A 5966-nucleotide genomic window follows, 5' to 3' on the forward strand; every position below is an offset into this window, starting at 1 on the left:
CTGCTGAGGATCCCCTGCTCGCCTTGTCCGGTTCGCCACCTCGATCTGCCAAGAGCGATTCGAGAACATCGACGATCTCATGGGGATGGTCCAAGTTTGGACTGTGAAGAGCGTCCATCACCACGATCTCGGTTTGCGGCGCGATGGACGCGATTCTGTCGGCCCAGTCTGGTTCGAGAAGTTGGTCCCGCTCGCCCCTGATGAGGTTGATGGGAACCGAACATTCACCGAGTTGCGCTGGCCATGGGTCCGGTTCGATGGCGCTGCGGGCCCGGAGGGCCTCGGGGATGGGCAAGGATGCGGATGCCACTGCCCGGTAGTGTCCGGCCACTGATGCCGAGCTGAAGCGGCTATCGAGCTGCGCCGCAAAGTCTTCTCCGTCCATAAGGAGCCGTAGCACCCGGGCGAGGTCGTAGCGTGTGCCGTCCCAATGGGAGAGCTCCTCGTTCATAAGGGGTGTGCGGGCGAATCCGCCTGGTCCGCCGATCGAGGTGGCACTGAGCAGCGGGATCGCTGACTGGGCCGCTAAACGGAGCGCCACAGAGCCGCCGAAGGACGTACCGACAACGTGCACGGGCTCTTCGATTCCGAGTGCGTGGACCACGTCCTCGATCTGGGTAACGCGCGGCTCGAACTGCGCCCGGTCGAAGTAGGTGAGCTTGTCACTTGCGCCAAAGCCCAGAAAATCGGGCAAGATCACTCGAAAACGTGTCGCGAGCCGATCGATGCAACCCGCCCAGCTCACCAAGCTGGAGCCGCCCCACGCGCCGTCGTGGAGCAGAATCACCGGACAAGCATCTTCGGGGCCGGCGATCCATACGTTCGCCAGGCCGCCTCCAACTTTTATGTCTGTACGAACCAATGTAGACGCTGGCATTCCCTTTCTTATGGTCATGCCGGCCATTCTTCCCGCGGCTGAGTGAAGAACAGGAAGGCACGGAGCGGCCTTTTCACGTTCCAGGTGCCAGCCCAGCCTGCCGGCACGACTGCGACCGATCCGGTTCGCAACTCGACCTGTTGACCTGTTGGGCCATCCAGGCTGGCCTCCCCCTCCAGCAGATACGCATTCATTGCGCGCGTGCCGTCAGAGACGGGATGGGAACCAACTCCCAACTTGGCTATCACACACAGTCCGTCAACGCCGTCGGTGATTACGCGAGCGAGGGCATCCGGGAAACCCCCTCTGTGAACGCTGACGGGAAGCGGTTCCGCCAGCGAGTCTTGTGACGCTTCGATGCCACTTAACGAAACACCGAGCGCGGGTACTGAAGGGGGTTCACCCGTCGGCCAGGAGTGGATATATACCTTCCTGATCGTGCGGTGGATCTCCCACCGTCCTTCCCATCTATAGGGCAGGACAAGAATAGATCCCTCGTGGATCTCGTGTGGGGTCCCATCTTTGTCGTATACCGTGGCGTCTCCCGAGAAGATGTACATGGCAGATCCTCGTTGGTGCTTCACTCGTGGATAGACGCCGGGCTGCGCCGCCCAAACGGCGCACAAGCCGGCAGCATCATCCGATACGATTCGCTCGCGTGCGAACTCAGCTCCTTCGATGACCGGATCCATGGAGACTTGCTCCGGAAGATCCCCGAAACTCACCGCTTCCTCCGAGAGGACCCGTAACACGGGGGCTTCGCTGGGCCGCTGGTCAAGCATTGGAGATCTCGCTTTCGTCAAGCTTGGAGTAGGAGGGAAGATCGATGCCGAGAAGCTCGAAGGACGGTCTGTGCAACAGAGACTCCAGCTCCTCATCCTCGATGTACGTGAGACCGGTCCGTTGTGTCCAGGAAACGACTTTCCTTAGCGTTTCAACCGCGCTCGTCGCGGTTACCATAGGTGAGTCGCTTCCGAACAGGACACGATCCAGAACGCCATATTCCTTGGCCGCGATGAGCGCTGACGCAAGCATCGTCGGCCGCGCCGGGAGTGCGGATGTGTCGGCGAAGATGTTGGGATGCCGGCGCATCACAGTGACGGTCTGATGGACCCACGGGTGTCCCAAGTGCGCGATAATGATCCGCAGGTCAGGGAAGGCGATGGCTACATCGTCGAGGAGAATCGGCAGGGCATCCGCAAGCCTGCCAGCGCTCGTAAAAATCGCTCCTTGATGAATCATCACCGGGAGCCCGTAGCGCTCGGCCCTGGCAAAGACGCGTAGCACCCTCGGGTCCAAAGGACCGGTACCCTGATAGATGGGGCCGATCTTGATGCCTTTGAGCTTGAGATCGAAATAGCAACGGTCAATCTCCTCGAGAACGTTGTGGGAGGTAGGATCGACGGACATGAACCCGACGGAGAGGCCCTTGAGTTCGCGGACAAATTTGGCGACTTCGTCATTCGGAACCATCATTCCGGATGCTGCAGCCTGCAACCCGAAGACTATGCCTTGGGAGGCTGGCGCCTGTTCCCGACGATAGTTCTCCACCGTGACCGTGGTGAGATCCTCGGACGCCAATGACTTGGACATGCGCCCGGTGGTGTCACTCCACGGCGGAGTCTGATGTGTCGGTAACCAGAAATGGGTATGGACGTCAGTGATCATGATGTTCCGCCGTAACTCGCGTCGTGGATGTTGGCGGGCGTACGCTGATCAGTGTTGCCCGAAGTTGTCTCATGTGGTTATAGCTCCTAGGTTCACGCTCACACTCTTGACATGCGAGTAGTTGTGGAGCGCCTCAATGCCCTTCTCACGTCCGTAGCCGCTGTTTTTGTGACCCCCGAAGGGCATCTGCACGGACTGCGTGGACCATGAATTGACATAAACCTGCCCCGCCTCGATCGCGTCGGCAACGCGCAACGCGCGACTCATATCGGTGGTGAACACTCCGCCCGCGAGCCCAAACTCGGAGTCGTTGGCCATCTCGATGGCTTCCTCCTCGGTAGCAAACGGAATGGCCACGAGGACGGGACCAAAGATCTCCTCCCGCGCGATCCGCATTCGATTCGTCACGCCCGTGTAGACGGTGACCGGAACGAAGAAGCCCTCCGCGTCGGCGACGTTGCGACTCATGTCTCCGCCATGCCGAGCGGTCGCTCCCTCCGCAGCGGCAACTTCAAAGTAACGGCCAACAGTTTCAAATTGATCCTGAGTGATCATGGGCCCGATTTGGTCGCCAAGCCGCAAATCCCGTACTCGATCCACGACTCGTTCGACCAAAGCGTCGTGAATGCCCTCTTGGACGAGAAGCCGGGTACCCGAGGAACAGTTCTGCCCTGCATTCGTGGTGAACGCTCGAACGACCTCTGATGCCGCGAGTTCCAGATCGGCGTCTTCGAAGACGATGCACGCCGACTTCCCACCGAGCTCCAAGGTGAGAGGCAGCACTCTCTCCGCTGCGACGCGACCGATCTCCTGGCCGACCGCCAACGATCCGGTGAATGCGATCTTCCGCACCATCGGGTGCTCGACGATCGCGGCCCCGACAATACTCCCCTTTCCCAGCACGACGTTGAAAACCCCGTCGGGAACCCCGCACTCGGTTGCAAGAGAAGCGAGCCTTGCAGTCGTCGCCGAGGTTGCCTCGGCAGGCTTGAGCACCACCGTGTTCCCGGCTGCAAGTGCAGGGGCACACGCACGCGCAGCCTGGTTCAATGGCAAATTCCAAGGGGTAATCACCCCTACCACGCCGTAGGGCTCTCGACTGGTGTATACGTGGAGGTCGGGTTGGACGTCGAGCACATCACCTTGCGGGAGATGCACTAGCGCCGCGTAGAACTCGAAATAGTCAGCCGCCCCGAGGACCTCCGCACGGGCAAGCGCAAGCGGTTTTCCGGTCTCGGCACGCTCGAGTTCGGTCAGTTCCTCGAGGTTCGAGCGTATTGCGTCCGAGACTCTACGAAGGATTCGCCCGCGTTCCAAGGAAGAGATCCGGCGCCACGCGCCTCTTGCCGCGAAAGCAGCACGTATAGCGAGGTCCACCTCGATTGCACTTCCCAGGCTCACAGTGGAGCCTGGATTTCCGGTCGCGGGATTCACCCCGGCCCTGCTTGCCCCGTCCTTCGAAATCACAGGTGTTCCGTCAATCCAATGCAGTAAAGGCTGCCCCATCACTTCTCTCCCATTGTCGTACGACTTCCTGCGGACGCAGGTACTCCCTGAGTTGCCGGCGCCGTTGATCGGCGGCTGGTCAAAGGTCACCCACGCCCCGCGGACTGATCCGCACTGATCGCCCCAGTCATCCCGACTGGCACCGGATATCTAGCGACGAGTTCATCTGGCGTGCCGGGTGCCACGTAACCGGCGATCCACAGAACCTCCTCCGAGAACCCGTTTCCACCCGCCATTCCGCGCGTCTCGGCCATTCGGCCGCTGATTTCCTGCGTCAAGTCCGTGAAAGTGCGCTGGCGTGATTCCCATGCCTGCAGCGCAACCTCGATATCGTCAAATTCATCGAGCGCCGCAGCCATGTCAATCGCATTCACCATCCCGACGCTTGCGCCTTGACCCAAGGCGGGGCACATCGCGTTCGCGGCATCTCCCACTATCGCGACTCGCCCTGCAGACCACGTGGAGACCCGGTTCGTCTGGTACGAATCATGCCGCCCCCCGGTAACGTGCTCGGCCAACTTGATGACCGGCGCGAGATGAGGGAAGCGCTCGGACCAGGTCTCGACGTCGATCGGTAGCTGAGAGGCCCGTTCGTTTGAGGTCTCGGACATCATCCCCATATAGATCTTGTCCGGACCAACCGGTATGAAAAGGATCCTCATGGCGTCGGGTTCCAGGGTCCAGAAGTCGATGACGCGATTCCATTCGAGGCCTTTGAACTCTTCCGGGCGATCCACGAGAACACGTACAACCCCGTCACGATAGCTTCTGCGTTCCTGGACGAAGTCCGTGATCGAATTACGCACTGCCGAGCCGACTCCATCGGCACCGACAACCAAGTCCGCCTCTAGAGTCTCGCCGTTCTCCCGCAAGAGGCGCCCGGCGGACTGCGCACCGACTACACGGGAACCGGTCAAGAGTTCAACTCCGGCCTCGCGGGCCGCGTCCACAAGATAGGAATACAAGGCCGGCCGGGCCACAGCCCGGTAGGGATAACCCCGTAGCTCCGAGGACACCCGCTTGCCGTTCAGATCGGTGTCATATGTCTCTGGCCACAAACCGCCATCCCGGATGCGCTCGGAAACCCCGATCTGCTCGAGGGCAACAAGGGCGTTCCTCCAGATTAGAATCCCGGCCCCAAAGTCACGAAGGCTCTCGCTCTGCTCATGGACGGTTACCGACCAGCCTCGCCTAGCGAGGGCTGTTGCCAGCGTCAACCCGACGAATCCTGCACCGGCTATCTGCACGTGCCGCTTCTTAGCTGCCATGATTAATTACTTTCCGGTATCCGAGTCAACCCAAGCGCTCAAAACCCCTCGCGCCAGAGTATGAAAGTGAAGATTGAATCCGAGCACAACGGGGGTGAGCTCGGGGTCGATGTCAAGGCGTTCGACGTCAACAGCATGGATGATGAAAACATACCGATGCCGCCCAGAGCCCGGTGGAGGATTCGCCCCGACATACCTACGCAGTCGATAGTCGTTGGGTATCGTCAGCGATCCCTTCGGCATTGTCCGATGGTCAAAGCCCTGGCCCCGCGCGAGCTCGGTTATCTCCAAGGGAATGTTCGCCACAGCCCAGTGCACGAAGCCGGTGCCGGTGGGCGCGTCCGGGTCATAGCACGTCAGTGCGAAACTCTTCGTCCCGGACGGAAATTCGCTCCACCTAAGTTGCGGCGAAAGGTTCTCACCACCGATCGCCGGGTCACGGAAGAGCAGCGGCTTCTCCTCACCCGCGACAATGTCGTCGCTGGTGAGTGTCATCGCTCGGGTCGGGGTTACGGCCGCGTATGGGTCGTCAGCAATCATCGAAGTCTCCAATCAACCGGAATTCAGTTCTGGTATGGTAGTCCCTATGGAGCGTACACCAATGTCCAGGCACCTGCCATACCACTTTGGAGGCGAGTGCAAGCGAA

At 60.4% G+C, this 5966-nt stretch carries 6 protein-coding genes; all 6 read right to left on the reverse strand.

The genetic code is table 11. The features are described 5' to 3' along the window. Positions 1-787 (reverse strand): alpha/beta fold hydrolase (locus tag KNN17_RS21845; RefSeq protein ID WP_241710978.1); only part of this gene is annotated, 787 nt, incomplete at its 3' end. Between the two features lie 104 nt (positions 788-891). Further along, entirely contained in the window at positions 892-1569 is a 678-nt protein-coding gene (locus KNN17_RS21850; RefSeq protein WP_241710979.1) for a cupin domain-containing protein, read from the reverse strand. Between the two features lie 82 nt (positions 1570-1651). Beyond that, positions 1652-2545, reverse strand: a complete 894-nt coding sequence (locus KNN17_RS21855; RefSeq protein ID WP_241710980.1) for an amidohydrolase family protein — start codon at positions 2543-2545, stop codon at positions 1652-1654. Positions 2546-2614: 69 nt separating this feature from the next. After that, positions 2615-4012 (reverse strand): aldehyde dehydrogenase family protein, encoded by a 1398-nt coding sequence (locus KNN17_RS21860; RefSeq protein ID WP_241710981.1) that lies wholly within the window; start codon positions 4010-4012, stop codon positions 2615-2617. Between the two features lie 125 nt (positions 4013-4137). Continuing rightward, positions 4138-5319 carry an FAD-dependent monooxygenase gene (locus KNN17_RS21865; RefSeq protein ID WP_241710982.1) on the reverse strand — a complete coding sequence of 394 codons (1182 nt, stop codon included), beginning with the start codon at positions 5317-5319 and terminating at the stop codon, positions 4138-4140. 6 nt (positions 5320-5325) lie between these two features. Continuing rightward, positions 5326-5859, reverse strand: coding sequence for a YbhB/YbcL family Raf kinase inhibitor-like protein (locus tag KNN17_RS21870; RefSeq protein ID WP_241710983.1), 534 nt, complete (start codon positions 5857-5859; stop codon positions 5326-5328). Positions 5860-5966 lie beyond the last annotated feature (107 nt).

Source organism: Arthrobacter bambusae, assembly GCF_022606295.1.
GTDB lineage: Bacteria > Actinomycetota > Actinomycetes > Actinomycetales > Micrococcaceae > Arthrobacter > Arthrobacter bambusae_A.